The organism is Pseudobacillus sp. 179-B 2D1 NHS, from assembly GCF_045370945.1.
GTDB lineage: Bacteria > Bacillota > Bacilli > Bacillales > Domibacillaceae > Pseudobacillus.
The window spans coordinates 97,794-112,074 of the sequence record NZ_JBIQDP010000010.1; the positions used below are offsets into that span (position 1 = coordinate 97,794).

Here is a 14,281-nt window from a genome sequence, read left to right on the forward strand (position 1 = left end):
TCTATCCTAATCAATCTATGGACTTTCGTCTAATTTTCTGCTCATTATCATTATAATCGTTCACGCACGTACTTGATATACTTTTGCAATGTAGAAGCAGAGAGGTTATACTTTTCTGCCAGGCTTGTCTGTGATTCTTTCTCACCGCGAAGTTTGCGCCACATATACTCTGTGGCTGCTGCAAATGCTTCTTTATTTTTCAAGCGTGTCTGCTCCTCTGCTATTTCGCCAAAAACAGTGAACCAAAGCATAAATAAACCAGCTTCTTCTGTACCGATCGGCTGAAATTTCTTATAGAGAGTTAGAGCTGTGTCATGCGCCAGACTAATGCGAGCCTCTTCCTTTAGTTTGATATCCACCGACATGCCAAGCACATCCGCCAGGTAAATCTTCTCACGGAAAGCGAGTGATTCAATATCGCAAAAGTCAGGATGGCTCACTACTTTCTTTTGATCCTCTGTTATGGAAAGTAAAAAGATGCCGAAAAAACGCTCTTCTTCATATTCACTATTCAACCGCTTTACAATTGAAGCAGGCTGCTGCTCATGGCCAAGCTGCTCCGCCTTTTTACTCGCCCACGGCTCCTGTCCAGCCTTTTCCGGACTCATCTTCAATATATGCTTCCAGGCGTTTTCTGCTGCCTCTTGCCGGCCAGAAAAGTAAGCTGAGTGAGAGAGCCAATAATAAAAAGCCGGCTCGCCTTCAAAACCGCTTTTTTGAAGCTTTTTAAGCCATCGATAAGCATCTTCATACTGGCCGATCAGAGCAAATGTTACGCCGAGCTTAAATTGCTGCTCCGGCAAAAGCGGGTATGTCTTTCTTAGCAAATCCACCAGTTGTCTCAACAGACCGTATTGCTTTTCGTAAAAGAAAAAAACAGCTAGATTACATAGGGCATGTAAGTTCCCAGGGTTCTTCTCTAATACGCTTTCCAACACTCCATGGGCTTCTTCAATTTCCCCAAGATAGAAATGAGCAAGAGCCAGGTTGTTATGAGCGGGCCAAAAATCCGGATGCTTAGCAATCAATCCCTCCAAGCATTCTATTGCTTTCTCGAAACTGCCGCCCTCAAGCAGATAACGAGCCTCTTCCTGCAGAGCAATCAACTCATCCTGTTCATCCAACTCATCAAAACCTTCTTCACTGTCAAGCTCAATTAAATCGAGTAGTTCTTCGGCATCCTCTGTGAATTCCCCGGTTTCGTCCTGCTCCAAATATGCCTTGGCGTGCTTAAAAGCTTCTTTAAACAAGCCTAAGTGAGCATAATTATTAGCTAAAAAATAATGGCACTCACTGATCAGCGGATCTAGATCATCCAGCACAAAATGCAGCAAGCCATTTGATTGTTCAAAATTGCCGAGCTCCGTTTCTACAATCGCTAATTGGCAAGCGATCATTGGTTCCATCGGCTCTAAATCCATCGCGCGTGACAAATACTTCTTCGCTTTTGACAGCTCTCTCTTCCGCAGTGCTTTCAAGCCTTTTGTATAGTAATACTCACCTGTCGGCAAAAAAGAGATGACCTTTCCCTTTTCTTTCCGTAGCTTTGAGTGTTTTGTCATGTAAGTCCTCCGAGCATTGTTAATTAACCTATTGAGTATATCATAGATGTCAAAGCCTCGTTAATAAAGAAGAAAAGAAACAAAAATAAAAATAAGATGCAAGTACGGCATATAGACAGCGATACACGTCAGTCATTGTTCTATACACTTCGTTCATCCGCCTGTGTGGATTCTCATTTCACAAGAATAAAGCTGTCCTGAAGCCTATCTCCAAGGCTTCAGGACAGCTTTATTCGACTCTATTTGCCTCTCTTCTCTTCATGGCGCTTAGCAAGCACACCTAACACATCAGCAAGCTCTACCTTTTGCTCACGAAGAAGGACAAGCAGGTGATAGAGCAAATCAGCCGCTTCCCACTGCAGTTCATCCTTATCACGGTTCTTCGCCGCAATAATCACTTCGGCTGCTTCCTCTCCAACTTTTTTCAGGATCTTATCGACGCCTTTTTCAAACAAATAAGTCGTGTATGCTCCTTCCGGACGAGTTTGCTCCCTGTCAGCAATCACTTCCTCTAGTTTTTGCAAAATAGTATACGGCAGCATTTCCGTCTGTTCACCATATAAAGATTGCTCGAAACAGCTTGTTGTTCCAAGATGACAGGCAGGCCCTTCCGGCTTTACAAGTACGACGAGTGCATCCTGGTCGCAATCATATTTAATGTTCACAACCTTTTGGGTATGGCCGCTCGTTTCTCCTTTGTGCCACAGTTCTTGACGTGAACGGCTAAACAGCCATGTTTCGCCGCTGTCTATCGTCCGCTGCAAAGACTCTTTATTCATATAAGCAAGCGTTAGCACTTCATATGTAGTGGCATCCTGGATGATAGCAGGCACTAGCTCTTTCTCATCAAATCGAATCTCTTCCACGGTTACACTCATCGTATATTCACTCCCCGGTCTTTCAAAAAGTTTTTCACTTCGTTCACGCTTGTTTCCTTGTAATGGAAAATAGAAGCAGCTAACGCAGCATCTGCTACCCCTTCTGTGAACACTTCAAAAAAGTGTTTGGCATCTCCTGCCCCACCAGAAGCAATGACAGGGACGGAAACTGCTTCACTGACTGCTTTCGTCAGCGCAAGGTCGAATCCACGTTTTTCACCATCACTGTCCATGCTCGTCAGCAGAATTTCACCAGCTCCTCGCTCAACTGCTTCCCGAGCCCAGCTAATGACTTCTCGCTCAGTCGCCTGCCGGCCGCCATGCGTATAAACCCGCCATGAGCCAAGCTCATCGTCCCACTTAGCATCAATTGCGATAACTATACACTGTGTACCAAAGTAATCGGCACCGATTGTGATAAGTTCCGGATCAAGAACAGCTGCCGTGTTTAACGAAACCTTATCAGCCCCCGCACGCAAAATACGTTTCATGTCTTCAAGTGAATTAATGCCTCCGCCTACTGTAAAAGGAATGGCAAGCTGCGAAGCAACATCCTGAACAACTTCCACCATTGTCTTCCGGCCTTCGTGAGAAGCAGAAATATCAAGAAATACGAGCTCATCTGCCCCCTGTTCATCATACACTTTCGCCAGCTCCACCGGGTCACCGGCATCGCGTAATTCAACAAACTGAATACCTTTCACAACACGGCCGTCTTTCACATCGAGACATGGAATAATCCGTTTCGTGATCATTGGCCTCTTGCCTCCTTTAGCGCTTCGCGAACAGTAAATTGGCCGGTATAAATAGCTTTTCCTACAATCGCTCCGCTGACACCCTCTTGCTCAAAGCGTTTAATTTCCCTTAAATCTTGGAGCGAGCTGACGCCTCCGGAAGCAATCACACGTTTACCAGTTTTCCGGGCAAGCTCGGCTACCGCTTGGATATTGGGTCCAGAGAGCATTCCATCAGTGGCGATATCTGTGAAAATGAAGGTTTCTGCTCCGGCTGTTGCCAGCTCCTTGCCAAGATCTACCGCCTTTAAAGAAGACGTTTCAATCCAGCCATGCGTGGCAACGAATCCGTCCTTTGCATCAAGACCGATAGCGATCTTGTCACCAAACCTATTGAGCCATTGTTTAACAAGCTCCGTCTCTGAAACAGCAAGACTGCCAATAATGACCCGATCAACCCCATTTTCTAAATAATGGCGAATATCTTCTTCTGTACGAATGCCTCCGCCAATCTGCACTTTCGCCTCAAGCTTTTGTGCTGCTTCAATCACAAACTGGTCATTGATCCGCCTGCCGTCTTTCGCTCCGTCCAGATCAACCATGTGAATCCATTCTGCGCCTTCTTCCACGAATGATTTCGCCATATCAAAAGGAGAATCACCATACACGGTTTCCTGACTGTAGTCGCCTTGCTTTAGACGGACACACTTGCCGCCGTGCATATCAATAGCCGGGTAGATGGTAAAGCTCATATAATCGCCTCCGATTGCTCCATTGCTTTTGTAAAATTCGTTAATAGCTGCATGCCGACCCGGCTGCTTTTCTCAGGGTGAAATTGCATGCCGAACACATTGTTATTCCCAACAACAGCAGGAATTTCTACGCTATAGACGGTGCTGGCAAGCAGCGATTCTCTATCCATCCCGTCCACATAATAAGAGTGTACAAAATAGACAAAGCCTTCTTCCACACCGTGAAGTACAGGCGACTCTAGATGAAAAGCAAGCTGATTCCATCCCATATGCGGAACTTTTACTTTGTCACCGCTGTCAACCGGAATACGCACCACACTCCCTCTTAACAATCCGAGGCCCTGTGTCCGGCCGTTTTCTTCACTTTCCTGAAACAATAGCTGCATGCCGAGACAAATACCTAAAAGCGGACGGCCACTTTCTACATATGTATGCAAAAAGCTATCGAGTTTTTTTTCTTTCAATAAAGACATAGCATCTCTGAAAGAACCAACTCCCGGCAGAATCAATCCTTTCGTTTCATTCAGTTCTTCCGGCGACTCACTAATAATATAAGGCACACCTATCCTCTCAAGCGCTTTACTGACGCTGAACAAGTTGCCCATTCCGTAATCAACGATGCCGATCATTTACAACATTCCTTTCGTCGATGGCACGCCTTTAACGCGCGGGTCCACGATTGTTGCTTCATCGAGCGCCCGGGCGAGTGCTTTAAAGACCGCTTCAATCATATGATGTGTGTTGCTGCCGTAATGAATGATGACATGAAGGTTCATTCGTGCCTCTAAAGCAAGCTTCCAGAGAAATTCGCGGACAAGTTCCGTATCAAATGTGCCGACCTTTTGCGCCGGAAACTCTCCGCGCATCTCAAAATGCGGACGGTTGCTTAAATCAACAACCACTTGGGCAAGCGTCTCATCCATAGGAACAAATGCATTTCCATAACGTTTAATTCCTTTTTTGTCACCAAGGGCTTCTTTCAAAGCAAGCCCAAGACAAATACCAATATCCTCTGTTGTATGATGATCGTCTATCTCCACATCTCCGTCGGCTCTGACTGTTAAATCAAATTGGCCATGCTTTGTGAACAAATCAAGCATATGATCCATGAACGGCACGCCCGTCTGAATATCTGCCTGGCCCTCACCATCGATAGAAAAAGCAAGCTGTATTTTGGTTTCATTCGTGTTGCGGGTTAATTCTGACGTCCGGTTACTCAACTGGGCCACTCCTTCTTCTGCTAGTTTTGCTATATCTTTTGTTTACTTTATTTTTCTTTGCGTGCCTCTACAGCTCGGGCATGAGCTTCTAGTCCCTCTAAGCGGGCAAAAGCAGCTATTTTATCAACATTCTCATTGAAAGCTTTCTCGCTATACATAATTAAACTCGATTTCTTCATAAAATCATCCACATTGAGCGGTGAAGAAAAACGGGCAGTTCCGTTTGTTGGCAAGACATGATTAGGGCCTGCAAAATAATCGCCAATAGGCTCAGAACTGAAGCGACCAATAAAAATGGCCCCAGCATGGCGAATGCTTTTCACGACATCCAGCGCGTTCTCTGTCATGATTTCTAAGTGTTCCGGCGCCAGCTGGTTCACTACGCTTATCGCCTCCTTCATATCTTTTGCGACATAAATGGCTCCATAGTTTTCAATAGATTCCCGGGCAATTTCTTCCCTTGGAAGGCCCGAAAGCTGTCGTTCAACTTCTGCTGCCGTCTCTTCAGCGAGCTTCCATGAAGGTGTAACCAACACGCTGCTTGCACGCGGATCATGCTCTGCTTGAGACAATAAATCTGCCGCAATTTCTGCTGGCCTTGCACTTTCATCAGCGAGAACGGCAATCTCACTCGGTCCGGCAATCATATCAATATCCACATCACCAAACACTTCACGCTTCGCCAATGCTACATAAATATTGCCGGGACCAGTGATCTTATCGACTGGACGGATTGATTCAGTTCCATAAGCGAGTGCAGCCACTGCCTGAGCACCGCCAACTTTATAAATTTCTTCTACTCCCGCAATATCAGCAGCTATGAGAACTCCTGCTGGCAAACGGCCATCAGGACCAGGAGGCGAGACCATCACAATCCGCTTCACTCCGGCAACCTTTGCAGGCAGAACGTTCATGAGCACAGAGGATGGGTAGGCAGCCGTTCCCCCTGGTACATATACACCAGCGGAGTCAAGCGGTGTCAGCATTTGGCCAAGCATTGTCCCATTCTGATCTGTATAAGTCCACGTTTCCCTCAGCTGCTTTTGATGAAACGTAAAAATATTGTCAGCCGCCTCTTTGATCACTTGTGTGATCTCCTCAGGAAACTCGTTATAGGCTTCATCAATTTCACCGCGCGTGACCCTCATGATGTTCAGTTCTGCTCCGTCAAATTGCTTCGTGTAGGCTAACAGCGCAGCGTCTCCCTCTGCACGGACTGTTTGAATAATTCTTTGTACAGCGGTACGCTGTTCATTCGTTCCATTATCCACAGAACGCTTTAACGATAATTCTTGTGTGATATTTTGGATCTTCATCTCTTTCACACTGCCTTTTCTGCAATAATTTCTGACAGCCGGCTGACAAGCTGGCTAATTTCCTTACCCTTTAAACGATAACTGGCTGGATTAACAATTAGCCGGGAAGTAATATCTACAATTGTTTCATATTCAACAAGCCCATTTTCTCTTAAAGTCCGGCCGGTCGATACGATATCAACAATCCGATCTGCAAGCCCAATCATTGGAGCAAGCTCAATAGAACCGTTTAATTTGATAATTTCAACTTGCTCCCCTTTTCCGCGAAAATAAGAAGAAGCGACGTTTGGATACTTCGTTGCCACTTTAGGAGCTACTTCATCCACAGAAGTATCAGGCAAACCAGCCACAGCCAGGTAGCATGGACTGATCTTTAAATCGATCAGCTCATACACATCTCTTTCCTCTTCAAGGAGCACATCTTTGCCCGCAATTCCGAGATCTGCGACACCATATTCGACATATGTTGCCACATCCATTGGTTTCGCTAAAAAAAAGCGTAAATGCTCTTCCGGCACTTCAATAATTAGCTTGCGTGATTCATCGAGATCCGGAGGCAGCTGATAGCCTGACTCACGGAGCAGTTCAGCTGCCTCTTCAAAAATTCGTCCTTTGGGCATCGCAATTGTTAACATGGCGATCAGAACTCCCTTCCGCTTGTTGCTTTTCCTACGAAGAAGGAGACACTCTTGCATGCTTCTGTAAACCGGTCTACATCTTCTACGCCGGCTACATCCTGCAAAAGCACCGCTTCTCCTGCTTCACGACGTTTTCTTGCCTCTTGAATAGCTTCTACTCGGCGCTCATTGCTGAATAAGATGCAATGTACTTTTTCTTCCTCTTCCAGCTGTTCAAGAGCGCCAAGCAATACATCAACACGAAGTCCGAATCCTGTAGCACTGGCTGGCTGGCCGAACTTTTCGAGCAAATGATCATAACGGCCTCCGTTGCCCGCCGATGTTCCGGCTCCATCAACGTAAACTTCAAACACTAACCCTGTATAATAGCTCATATGGCTGACGAGCGGTAAATCGAATTGTATATACTCCGCTACACCATATTCTTGCAATCTTTCATATAAACCGCGCAATTCAGCAATCGCCTCGCTACCTGCCCCGCCCTCAATTAGATCAGCCGCCCCTTCAAGACAGTTCAGTTCCCCTGTTAAATCTAGAAAACGCAGAAGGCGCTGCTGGTCAATGGAAGAAAGCGGGAGACTTTTTACATGTTCACAGTAGCCGACATAATTTTTTTCGTATAAAAAACGGCGTAGATGTTCAACCCGCTCTTCTGTACCAAGAATTTGGCGGAACAGCTCGTCCGTAAAGCGAATGTGGCCGAGAGAAATTTGAAAACGCTCCATACCAGTTTTCTTTAGGATAGATACAAGCAGTGCAATAAGCTCTGCATCGGCGCTTACCGTCTGGTCACCAATCACTTCTACACCAATCTGCTCAAATTCAGCTGCTCTTCCTCCCTCACGCTGCTGTGCTCGGTAGACGCTCGCTGAGTAGGCGAGCCGCAACGGCACACGTTCCTTCAATAACTTTGAGGCCGCCACTCGCGCAATCGGCGTTGTCATATCGGGACGCAGCACAAGAGTATTTCCTTGCTGATCAAGCAATTTAAACAACTGGCGATCCAAAATAGCAGAGGCTTCTCCTACGGTCTCATGATATTCCAAAGCAGGTGTTTCAATGAATCGATATCCCCAGCTTCTCATCTCTGTTTCCGCTGTTTCTTTTAGCTTTCGCTTCGTTTCATATATATGAGGGAGCGTGTCACGCATCCCGACAGGTTTTTCAAACATTAACAGCTTCGACATGGTCTATCACCCGATCATCTGTAGATTTCACGCAGCATGCTTTAGTTCGCTAATATGCTAACATGATGAAGTAATTACAAGTAGTTTAACGTTTCTGACAATTTCCGTCAAGAGAAATAAATACGCCATTCCCTTTAACTTTCCCTTTAAAATAAAAAAGCTGAAGTGATCCTATTAGGATTGGATCACTTCAGCCTTTCTTATGCAGGGGCCTTTTCAAAAGCAAGCTTTAAACCAAAGCCTACAAGCACAGCGCCCGATACTCCCTGAATGACTTTTTGAGTGGATTGTTTCTGCATAAACCCACTTATTTGATCTATGAGCAAAATGAAAAAAAGAGAGTATAGAAAAGTTAGGGCTGTATAAATAAAACCCAACAGAAGAAAGGGAACAAAGCTGTGCACATGCGGCTCTACAAATTGGGGTAAAAATGTTAAGAAAAATACAGCCACTTTAGGATTTAACAAATCGGTTAAAAACCCTTGTCGAAAGAAATTTTCGTCTGCCGCTTGGTAGCTTTCACTTAGAGCAGGGGCCTTTAATTTATTATCTCTGACGGATAAAAAGGCTCTCACACCTAAGTAAATGAGATAGGCAGCACCTACAAATTTGAATATTGAAAATAAATAAGCGGAACTGGCAATAATAGCAGATAATCCAATGATTGCTATTAATGTGTGAACTAACAGCGCCAAACAGATCCCTAAAATGGTTCTTAACCCTCCTTTCCTCCCTTCTCTTAACGTATTTCTCGTTAAAATTACGTTATCAGGTCCCGGAAGAATAACCAAAAAGAAAGACATAATCATAAAAGTAACGATATTTATCATAACTTCACATCCTTTTATTTCGAAATTTTATCATAGAAAGCAAATATTTTAGAAGAGGAAAAATGCGATGTCAGATCAGACAGTGCAGCAAATGAACAATTAAAAGCCCGTTAAGCCTTAAGGCTTAACGGGCTCTCTCTTTTCTTTTATCTGCATCGGATTCCCGCCAGCAAAAGCACCAGGCGGCACATCGCGATGGACAAGTGTAGCAGCTGAAATAATGGCGCCATCCCCAATCGTTACACCAGGAAGTATGGTGCTGTTGGCACCGATCATTACATTATCACCGATGATCACTTCTCCAAGACGATATTCTTCAATTAAATATTCATGGGCGAGAATGACGGTGTTATAGCCAATAATCGTATTGCGGCCAATCGAGATGAGTTCCGGAAACATAATATCTGGGACTACCTTGTAGGCAAGCGCCGTTTGTTTATCAATCTTCATGCCAAGAAATGTGCGGTACAGGCTGTTTTTCACTCTCATAAAAGGGATAAAACGGCCGATTTCAATAATTGCTGTATTTTTAAACGTTTTCCAAAACGAGACGGTTTTATAAATATTCCAGAGCGAGTTGGCCCCTTCCACTTTATACCGTTTCGTCTTTCTCACTTTTCCGGTACCCCGATCTTTACAATATCTAAAAGATCAGGCATCGCATCGAGCATATAATCCGGCTGAAAAGACTGCAAAAACTCTTTTCCTTTAACAGACCAGGCTACACCAGCTGTTAGGGTACCGGCATTTTTTCCCCCTTCAATGTCGTGGAAGTTATCGCCGATCATCATCGCTTCCTCTGGCTGAGAACCAACCTCCTGTAATGCTTTTAATAACGGTTCTGGATGAGGTTTCGGATGAGTGACATCGTCTAAAGCTACAATCGTATCAAAAAATGGATATAAGTTAGTTAATTTAAGCCCTTTAATGACTGTGTCTCGCAGCTTGGTTGAAACGATAGCGAGCTTAAAATTATTTTCTTTCAATGTACGAATTGTTTCATATACACCGTCAAATTCGGTGACGAGCAAATCATGGTTCTCAAGATTAAATGTTCGGTAGCGAGTCACCATTTCTTCTACACGTTCAGCATCAATACTGGAAAACGTTTCAACGAGAGTGGGGCCCATAAATGGATAAACGTCTTCACGTTTATATTGTTCAGGAAAATAATGATTCAACGTATGCAAAAAAGAAGAAATAATTAATTCATTTGTATTAATAAGGGTACCATCCAAATCAAAAAGCAATGTTGTTATTTTTGTCATGATAGTTTTGCTTCCTTTCTTTGAACCAATTCAGTCGGCTTCCATAGGGAAGACACAACAAGCGTCAGTAGAATAGCTGTAACTAAGCGAATTAAAAATAGAGCGAGTAATGGCCAACCTGTAATACCGAGCGGCATGAATATTACCGTATCTTCTACGACTGCATGGCATGCTACTAGGAAAACCATTGCAAGCGTCACATCCCTGCCGCTTACCCCGTCCTCTTTCACCGCTTGAATCATGACAGCAGATCCGAGCGCGAGTCCGAAAAGCAAGCCGGATGCCAATGTCATAGACGTATTTTCTTTCATTCCAAGTAAACGGGTCACAGGAGCCATCCAGCGCGAAAAGGCATCAAGCCACTTTAAGTCCTTTAAAATTTGGATAGCGAGCATCAAGGGCATAACAATTAAAGCTAGCTGAAAAATGCCATACCCTGCTTTTTCAAGACCAAGCATGAAAATTTCCCCCCAGCCATTAGGTTCTGCCTGCAGCGGCGGAGCCATACCATATTGCGCTATGCCACTCCCTCCACGCCAAACCAAGTTAATAATCAGGGCGGATGCAACCGCAAGCCCTAGCCTTACTGCTAAAATGACGGGCAATTTTACGCCAACCCGAGCAGCCACGCTTGATTCAATGAACAGATTGTGTGAAAAAGACAGCATGACAGCTAAAATGAACACTTCTTTAACTGTCAAATCCAATGATAAAATGGCTCCAATGGCCGCATATAAATTTAAAAAGTTGCCGAGCACAAGCGGAATGGAAGCATCACCTGATAATCCAAATATCCGCATAACTGGGCTGATCGCATTCATCAGCCACGGCAATATCGGTGTATATTGGAGCAGCGTGACAATGAGGGTAATTGGAAAAATAATTTTACCGAGCAGCCATGTTGTTTTTACCCCTGAAAACAGACCGTTTCTTAACGTGTTCCCCATATTATCCCCCTTGTTCATTCATTCACTAAACTATTGTAAGGCAGCTGTTTACCTTTTTGCCTGCGGCGGATAAGCAAAATAAGGACAGCTGATATTAAAAGGACAAGTGAAATCACCTGAGCAATCCTCAGTGAATCAGTCAGCATCAGACTATCTGTACGGAGCCCTTCAATAAAGAAACGCCCGATGGAGTACCAAATAACGTAAGATAAAAACAATTCTCCCCGTTTTAAATTCACTTTCCGCAAGCTTAACAACAATATCAAACCGACAAAATTCCATATCGATTCATACAAAAAAGTCGGGTGATAGTAATGACCGTCTATATACATTTGATTAATAATAAAGTCAGGCAAGTGCAGGCCCTCTAAAAAAGACCTTGTCACTTCGCCGCCATGGGCCTCCTGATTCATAAAGTTTCCCCAGCGGCCAATTGCTTGCCCTAAAATGATGCTGGGGGCCGCTATATCAGCCAGCTTCCAGAACGAAACACGTTTGACTTTCGAAAAAATAACAGTGGTAACAACTGCACCGATTAACGCACCATGGATGGCAATTCCGCCATTCCAAATTTTAATGATGTCTCCCGGATGCTGGGAATAGTATTCCCATTGAAATAAAACATAATAAATACGTGCTGAAATAATAGCAATCGGGATGGCCCAAATCAGCAAATCGGCAAATGTATCTTTTGGCAACCCAAGCCGGTCGCCTTCTTTTACAGCTAAATAAAAACCGAGTGCAATACCAAGACCGATAATGAGACCGTACCAATGAACCTGAAGCGGCCCAATCGCGATCGCAATCGGATCAAGCGGATAGCCTTCCATTCTTTTTCCCCTTTCTGCTTGCAGCCCTTGTTACATAAAATCAGTGTCGCGCTCACTGATGACATTGGCTAGCTTATCTGTAAAATCCTTCGCTGTATTAATTCCCAGACGTTTTAAGCGGAAATTCATTGCGGCTACTTCAATAATAACGGCTATATTTCTGCCTGGACGGACAGGAATAGTGATTTTTGTGATTTCCGTGTCAATTATTTTCAGCTTGTCTTCCTCAATGCCTAGACGGTCATATTGTTTTTTAGAATTCCACAGCTCCAAGTGGACATTCAGGGTAATTCTTTTTGTACTCCTAATAGCACTCGCGCCAAATAAGGTCATGATATTAATAATGCCGAGCCCGCGAATCTCAAGTAAATGCTCAATAAGTTCCGGTGCGCTGCCGACAAGCGTATCGTTGTCTTCCTGGCGGATCTCTACACAGTCATCGGCCACGAGGCGATGCCCTCTTTTAACGAGATCAAGGGCGGCCTCACTTTTACCGACACCACTTTGCCCGGTAATGAGCACGCCTACACCATAAATATCAACAAGCACACCATGAACGGCTGTTGTCGGTGCCAACATTCTTTCCAAGTAATTCGTCAGTTTGCTGGAGAGCCTTGTAGTAGTCAGTTTTGACTTCATTACGGGGACTGCATGCCGTTCAGAAGCTTCAATTAATTCTTTCGGCACTTCCAGTTCACGTGAGATAATAATTGCTGGTGTCTGGTCATCACATAGCCTTTCCATTCTCTCCAGCTTTTCATCTGGATGAAGCTTTTGAAAAAAGGTCAGCTCTGTCATGCCAAGCAGCTGCACACGCTCTTTTGGATAATAATCAAAAAAGCCGGCAAGCTCAAGTCCTGGGCGAGAAAGATCGCTCGTTATAATCGGACGATGGATGCCGTCTTCACCGCTAATTAGCTCCAAGTCTAGGTTTTCTAGCAAATCAGATGTACGCACTTTAGCCACTGTTTTTCCTCCTCATCATGGCAGTCTGATTCCATTGTAACATTTTTGCGGGGGGCAATTAAAATGAAGAATTAGAATTTTTTATTTACAGGCTGTTAAAGTGTCCTTTTTCTTTGCTAATCAGCATGTATAAAATGAAAAAATGATAGGGAGGAAAGCTGATGAAAATTATGATCGATGCGGGGCACGGCTATTCTACTCCAGGCAAAAGAACGCCGGATGGCATGAAGGAATTTGAATTTAACCGAAGTGTGGCTATCTTGATTAGAAAAAAGCTGGAGGAAAGAGGAGCAAGTATCACTTTCTCTCACTCAGACACAGAAGATGTCCTCCTCGATAGAAGGGTGTGGAAAGCAAACAACTGGAAAGCCGATCTCTTTCTATCCATCCATGCAAATGCTTATGGAAACGACTGGAATAACGCTAATGGTATTGAAACGTTTATTCATTCTTCACGCCCCAAACAGGCAGAAACTGTAGCAACAGCCATCCAGCAACGCCTGGTTGCGCTCACGGGACGTAAAAACCGTGGGGTAAAGACCGCAAACTTCTATATACTCAAAAAGACTCTCATGCCAGCTGTTCTTGTGGAAGCAGGATTCATGACCCACGCTGAAGAAGCACGCCTTCTGCGAACAGACACGTATAGAGAACTATGCGCCCGTGGAATAGTCGAAGCTATAGAAAAAATATATAAGCTGTCTATTCGCTAACAGCTAAAAGCCAGGCTTCTCCTCTTCTCTTCAAACATTTAGTCGAACAAAGAGAATGAGAGTTACCTGGCTTTCTTCCGGAACAGTTATTTATTTTTTTTAAATACTGTCACCTGAAGGATAAGATTGACTAATGCCATAATCACCGCAATGAACAATGCCATTCCAAAACCGGCAATGTCAAACGCCGATCCCATAATATTGTCTGTTAAAAGCAAGGTAATAGCATTGATAACAAATAGAAACAGCCCGAGTGTTAAAAAGGTAATAGGCAAAGTAAAAAGAACAAGCAGCGGCCGAACAATCATATTTAGGATTGATAAGATAAAACTGGCGATAACCGCTGATGAAAAATTATCTACATGCAGTCCCGAAAAATAGCCTGAAATGGCAATAAACAAAACTGCATTCACTAAAATGCCTATAATCCAATTCATCTT

General features: G+C 44.2%; 17 protein-coding genes. 1 reads left to right on the top strand and 16 read right to left on the bottom strand.

Going from position 1 to position 14,281, the window contains the following annotated elements:
* Nucleotides 1-50: 50 nt before the first annotated feature.
* From ACH0BF_RS11985 to hprK, 15 genes are all read right to left on the bottom strand, one after another.
* Nucleotides 51-1,562, bottom strand: coding sequence for a tetratricopeptide repeat protein (locus tag ACH0BF_RS11985; protein WP_340852366.1), 1,512 nt, complete (start codon nt 1,560-1,562; stop codon nt 51-53).
* Between the two features lie 239 nt (nt 1,563-1,801).
* The gene (gene hisIE / locus ACH0BF_RS11990; protein WP_340852364.1) at nt 1,802-2,440 is read right to left on the bottom strand and encodes a bifunctional phosphoribosyl-AMP cyclohydrolase/phosphoribosyl-ATP diphosphatase HisIE; all 639 of its coding nucleotides are present in this window, start codon (nt 2,438-2,440) and stop codon (nt 1,802-1,804) included.
* A complete protein-coding gene (gene hisF / locus ACH0BF_RS11995; RefSeq protein ID WP_340852362.1) occupies nt 2,437-3,195 on the bottom strand; it encodes an imidazole glycerol phosphate synthase subunit HisF in 759 nt (252 codons plus the stop codon). The genes hisIE and hisF overlap by 4 nt, the downstream gene beginning before the upstream one ends.
* Complete coding sequence (hisA, locus tag ACH0BF_RS12000) at nt 3,192-3,926, bottom strand: 1-(5-phosphoribosyl)-5-[(5-phosphoribosylamino)methylideneamino]imidazole-4-carboxamide isomerase (protein WP_340852361.1); 735 nt, start codon at nt 3,924-3,926, stop codon at nt 3,192-3,194. Before hisA ends, hisF begins: the two co-directional genes overlap by 4 nt.
* Nucleotides 3,923-4,555 (bottom strand): imidazole glycerol phosphate synthase subunit HisH, encoded by a 633-nt coding sequence (gene hisH / locus ACH0BF_RS12005; RefSeq protein WP_340852359.1) that lies wholly within the window; start codon nt 4,553-4,555, stop codon nt 3,923-3,925. Before hisH ends, hisA begins: the two co-directional genes overlap by 4 nt.
* Nucleotides 4,556-5,146, bottom strand: a complete 591-nt coding sequence (gene hisB, locus ACH0BF_RS12010) for an imidazoleglycerol-phosphate dehydratase HisB (RefSeq protein WP_340852358.1) — start codon at nt 5,144-5,146, stop codon at nt 4,556-4,558.
* Between the two features lie 47 nt (nt 5,147-5,193).
* The gene (gene hisD, locus ACH0BF_RS12015; RefSeq protein WP_340852357.1) at nt 5,194-6,462 is read right to left on the bottom strand and encodes a histidinol dehydrogenase; all 1,269 of its coding nucleotides are present in this window, start codon (nt 6,460-6,462) and stop codon (nt 5,194-5,196) included.
* 5 nt (nt 6,463-6,467) lie between these two features.
* Nucleotides 6,468-7,097: an ATP phosphoribosyltransferase gene (gene hisG, locus ACH0BF_RS12020; protein ID WP_120034687.1), complete on the bottom strand. Its 630-nt coding sequence runs from the start codon at nt 7,095-7,097 to the stop codon at nt 6,468-6,470.
* 5 nt (nt 7,098-7,102) lie between these two features.
* Entirely contained in the window at nt 7,103-8,287 is a 1,185-nt protein-coding gene (locus ACH0BF_RS12025) for an ATP phosphoribosyltransferase regulatory subunit (protein WP_120034689.1), read from the bottom strand.
* A 200-nt stretch (nt 8,288-8,487) separates the two neighbouring features.
* Nucleotides 8,488-9,117, bottom strand: coding sequence for a LysE family translocator (locus tag ACH0BF_RS12030; RefSeq protein WP_340852355.1), 630 nt, complete (start codon nt 9,115-9,117; stop codon nt 8,488-8,490).
* Nucleotides 9,118-9,234: 117 nt separating this feature from the next.
* Nucleotides 9,235-9,732, bottom strand: coding sequence for an acyltransferase (locus tag ACH0BF_RS12035; RefSeq protein ID WP_120034693.1), 498 nt, complete (start codon nt 9,730-9,732; stop codon nt 9,235-9,237).
* Nucleotides 9,729-10,385 (bottom strand): pyrophosphatase PpaX, encoded by a 657-nt coding sequence (gene ppaX / locus ACH0BF_RS12040; RefSeq protein ID WP_120034695.1) that lies wholly within the window; start codon nt 10,383-10,385, stop codon nt 9,729-9,731. The genes ACH0BF_RS12035 and ppaX overlap by 4 nt, the downstream gene beginning before the upstream one ends.
* Nucleotides 10,382-11,332, bottom strand: coding sequence for a nucleoside recognition domain-containing protein (locus tag ACH0BF_RS12045; RefSeq protein WP_340852352.1), 951 nt, complete (start codon nt 11,330-11,332; stop codon nt 10,382-10,384). The genes ppaX and ACH0BF_RS12045 overlap by 4 nt, the downstream gene beginning before the upstream one ends.
* 14 nt (nt 11,333-11,346) lie before the next feature.
* The gene (gene lgt, locus ACH0BF_RS12050; RefSeq protein WP_340852350.1) at nt 11,347-12,162 is read right to left on the bottom strand and encodes a prolipoprotein diacylglyceryl transferase; all 816 of its coding nucleotides are present in this window, start codon (nt 12,160-12,162) and stop codon (nt 11,347-11,349) included.
* A 30-nt stretch (nt 12,163-12,192) separates the two neighbouring features.
* On the bottom strand, nt 12,193-13,128 hold the full coding sequence (gene hprK / locus ACH0BF_RS12055) for an HPr(Ser) kinase/phosphatase (protein ID WP_120034701.1): 936 nt from the start codon (nt 13,126-13,128) through the stop codon (nt 12,193-12,195).
* A 161-nt stretch (nt 13,129-13,289) separates the two neighbouring features.
* Between hprK and ACH0BF_RS12060 the strand changes: the two genes are divergently transcribed.
* Nucleotides 13,290-13,841, top strand: a complete 552-nt coding sequence (locus ACH0BF_RS12060) for an N-acetylmuramoyl-L-alanine amidase (protein WP_340852348.1) — start codon at nt 13,290-13,292, stop codon at nt 13,839-13,841.
* Between the two features lie 86 nt (nt 13,842-13,927).
* Here the strand turns inward: ACH0BF_RS12060 and ACH0BF_RS12065 are convergent, their stop codons facing one another.
* Complete coding sequence (locus ACH0BF_RS12065) at nt 13,928-14,278, bottom strand: phage holin family protein (protein WP_120034705.1); 351 nt, start codon at nt 14,276-14,278, stop codon at nt 13,928-13,930.
* Nucleotides 14,279-14,281 lie beyond the last annotated feature (3 nt).